3 protein-coding genes are annotated in these 3,924 nt (G+C 39.9%); all 3 read right to left on the bottom strand.

Annotation, left to right across the window (positions count from 1 at the left end):
- Positions 1-123: 123 nt before the first annotated feature.
- On the bottom strand, positions 124-2,268 hold the full coding sequence (locus tag BQ7314_RS13080) for a hypothetical protein (protein ID WP_174484135.1): 2,145 nt from the start codon (positions 2,266-2,268) through the stop codon (positions 124-126).
- A gap of 898 nt (positions 2,269-3,166) precedes the next feature.
- Positions 3,167-3,472: a type II toxin-antitoxin system RelE/ParE family toxin gene (locus tag BQ7314_RS13075; RefSeq protein WP_174484134.1), complete on the bottom strand. Its 306-nt coding sequence runs from the start codon at positions 3,470-3,472 to the stop codon at positions 3,167-3,169.
- The gene (locus BQ7314_RS13070) at positions 3,462-3,707 is read right to left on the bottom strand and encodes a type II toxin-antitoxin system ParD family antitoxin (RefSeq protein WP_174484133.1); all 246 of its coding nucleotides are present in this window, start codon (positions 3,705-3,707) and stop codon (positions 3,462-3,464) included. Before BQ7314_RS13070 ends, BQ7314_RS13075 begins: the two co-directional genes overlap by 11 nt.
- Between the last annotated feature and the right edge of the window lie 217 nt (positions 3,708-3,924).

The raw sequence follows: 3,924 nt of genomic DNA, 5'->3' as shown, positions 1-3,924 counted from the left end.
GCGGTATATGCTCTTGCATAGCCGCTTTATTTTGATATGGACTCATAAGTGCCTCCGAAATTAATTGAAGGGCTTAGTCTGCCATGTTTTATATTGGTTTAGAATGTGTACTTTAATTGACGCTTACCTTTGTTCCAGTGAATAAGCCGCTAAAATGCTGCCTGTTACGGCAACAGTGGTTTCTTTAATTGCTTCTATCTCAGCACCTATGCCAAATACCTTTACACCGCCTTTGGCTCCTACATGTACGCCTGCTGTTAGGGTGAGTGATGCTTCAGCATCAACAGCGATAGAGGTTGCCGTCCCATACCGAGTGCGACAATCATTGATTTGTTGCCCTGAATTTAATACACAAGGCGGAGCAGCAAGCGCAGCAATTAAAACAGGCTCAGTAAAAACATATTTATATTCTGCTGCTGAATATTTTAATACTGGACTATCTTTATCAAGATTAACGGGAAGTACGATGGGATTATTAGGATTTTGCGCACTACCAAACTTGGTTGGAATTGTCGCCATTCCAGTCCAGCCATTAATCTGATCATCACCCCATATTTCAATCTTGTTAAATGTTGGGTTATAGAAAATGACATTTTGACGGCCATCTCCGGTGACATCTCCGACTTCCATGGCACTAGTGGACCTATCAAACCAGCCAAACGAATTAACAAGAAAGAACTGTGATTCGGGAAGGGTGTATAACTCGGTCCAAGGCTCAGCCGTCTTAAAATTGTTGAATATGAACTGATTAACTTGAATTTCATCAATATTGTCACCATCTAAATCAATCGTGTTAACATGCAAATAGCGCAAACGCCAAGCAGCAAAAGCAGGACATTGCTTGAAGAAATGGGTGAAAAATTTACTCCCCATTGGAGCTAGCTGATGTGTACGGTCGTCTAATGCAAACAAGATATGGCCGTAACTTTTACAGCCTCCACCTGAGCTAATATTCGTGAGACCACCAAAAATGATTTCATCCAAACCATCCCCATCGATATCACCCAAGGAAACATCGGCCACAACAGCCGTTTTTGTAATGCCTATTTCATCAGGAGCACTAACGTCTGCGGTAGAAATTTGTGCATAAGATGTGTTGTGATCATCAAAAACAAAATAATGTGAAATTCCATTTTCTGGGCTAACTAACTCCGTAACTACTAAGACTAGTTCTTCAGGGTTATCGTAGTCAATATTGCCTTTTTCAAGTGCGGTGTAAATGGTTGCGTTTGCTAGTTTAGGCAAGAGGGTTTTATGTGCACTTTCCACGAGTGAAAACGCGCCATTACTGTAATTTACAATACGAATATCTATGCCAGTAGAAGATGCCAGAGCGATTGCTATTTCATCCGTACCATCACCGTCAAAGTCACCTCCGACTGCACTTATATCTACTGAGTCATTTACAAAAAATAAGGTGCCCGCATCGGTAGTGGTGAAATTATTCTCTTTATTGGAAAATTTAGTGATTTTTATTCTATTGGCACCGTCTTCGAAGACCCAATACACAATGACGGTCTCTTCAAGGCCATCACCATCAAGGTCTGCATTGGTAGCAGCTCGGGTAGTAGTAGCATTTTGTGAGCTATCTTCTTCCCACGGTGTATCTTGCATATCAGGCACATTAAGTACATCGGTGGAAAACGTTGACTTGGTGCCATTGTTATTGAGTTCTACAAATGCAGTTTTTGAATTTTCACTAGCGGGTAAACTAATATGGGTTCCTACAATAAAAAGTTCATCAGTTCTGTTCATTTCAAAACTAGAGCCTAATGGGCTGTAATTACTGGGTAGAGCCTTCCCTGTGTTATCTACCCTTGCTTGTTCAGAAATATCAACATTAAAACTCTTTAAAACCGCATCAACTTCATTACTTGATTTAGGATCTGCTGCAACTATGTTGAAAAGGAAAGGGTTTGTGTCAGGAATAAGTGATAGCTTGGCAGAATAAGGGAGTATATTTCCATCTACAAATGTAACATTTACCAGGGGAATATTTACTATGCCTGTTGCTTGTGAAAAAGATGTGGGGTTAGTTTCATTTACGATAGCAGAACGAGTAGCAAAATCTACTGTTACTAAAGTAAAATTTGACCCGTTATAGGTGAGAGTAGCGCGATAGTTTCCTGAGCCAGGCACTGACACTACTGGTAATACCAGTATATTATTATTAAAATCAAATGAAGGTGTGGCCCATAGGGCTGGTGGGCTCATTAATAAGCAAAAAGAACTTACTATTGAGAGTAATATTTTATTTTTAGTCTTCATAATGCTTCTCGCCTGTGTCCAGAAAAATACGTTAGTATTTTTACACTCGCTATCAACCTCGGATGGGTTGATAGTCCGCGGTAGGCGAGAGGGTTGTAGTCAGTCCGAAGTGCGCTAACAGCGCGCGAGGGAGGCTATTTGTTTATCCCGATAGCTATCAAGGCATTGGGAGCGTTTAACTATACGGGGGGTTGTGCTTGGTTAAGGTTGGCGCCAGATGAACTAAGGCATTATTGATTCGCCGCGTGGTGAATCGATTTTTGCGAGAGGAGCCCAAGCTCTCGCGGTGGCGGGCCTAGAAGTTTCCCTATTTTTAGGGAAGGGGATACCGGTAGGTAGAAGGATTTATTAATAGGTTTTCCCGTTGTACTTAACGCCAACGAATAATCGTACAACCCTATGCATTGCTATAGTTGGCTTTCAAATTATTGATAAGCTTAATATTTTACATGTCTTTCCTGCATGTGAATTTATAATGGTCTTAGTGCTCATAATTGTCAAGATAATTATTTTAACCATATCTTCTAGCACTTGTTATGCCAATGCAGCTTATTTTCTATGATTGTAAAAACAAAGAAGTAAACAAAGGGTCAGGTCTTGCTTTTTGCCTTTCTTTGCTTTTTTACTTTGCATTTATTCGATTCACTCATTAATAATGCAAATGATAGTACCACTATAAAAAGCTTGGGGATTTCTTCACAATGACAAAAGACAAGACCTGACACCTTTTGTGTGTATTTTTGAGATAGGTTTTGGATTCCTATTTTGAACAGGACATTTTCACCGCGCTCAGTTTGTGGCTGTAGACTCAACCACTTGTAATAGTTAAATAAATCTATATTTTAATAGGCATTTTTTTAGACAATTAGTTTTTCTATTCAACATTCGTTGCCTGTCGTTAGTTTTTTAGGAGAGTGATTATATCTTGGCTTTGGTGAACAACACCGATAATATCAATCTGCTGTTGGGTGATTTTATAAAAAACTAGGTGCTGACCTTCAGGAAAACAGCGGTAGCCTGATTTAATATCGTCACGAGGCTTGCCCAGTAGTGGATTGTCGGCTAACCATTCAAAACGAGTGACTAATGCCCTCAGATAATGATCGGCCTGTGCACTGCCCCAAGTTGTAAAGCTATACTGCCAGATGGACTCTAGATCACCCTGAGCCTTTAAACGCAAAGTATAAGAGGGATTAACTGACATTTTTTTCGTGCAGTAGGTTAATAAAGTTGTTTACTTGGAAGTCTTCGACAATAGGGCTATCTTCTCCTGCTTGTAGTTTTTCTCTCAGTGCTTGTAATTTGAGCTCATCATCTTCTAGCTTGCGTAAGCCAGCACGCACTGCTTCGCTAACCGAATGAAAACGTCCCTCAGCTACCTTGTCAGAGACAAATCTATCGAAATGGTCACCTAAGGTGACAGATGTATTTCTTGGCATGATGGTTCCTTGCTTTAATTGAATGTATTAGATATTAATACAAAGTTAACGCTTTGACAAACTGAGGGGTTTACAAAACAAAGCATAAAAGTAAGCGTCAATTAAACCACACATTCTTAACCGCCTAAAATAAGTGCAAACTAAGCTTTTCATTTCAAAATGGGAGGCTATATGCACCAATACCAAGATCACACACTTATCCAAGAGCATATCGCAA

The organism is methanotrophic endosymbiont of Bathymodiolus puteoserpentis (Logatchev), assembly GCF_900128525.1.
Lineage (GTDB): Bacteria > Pseudomonadota > Gammaproteobacteria > Methylococcales > Methylomonadaceae > Methyloprofundus.
This window is presented reverse-complemented; position numbering and strand designations above follow the sequence as displayed.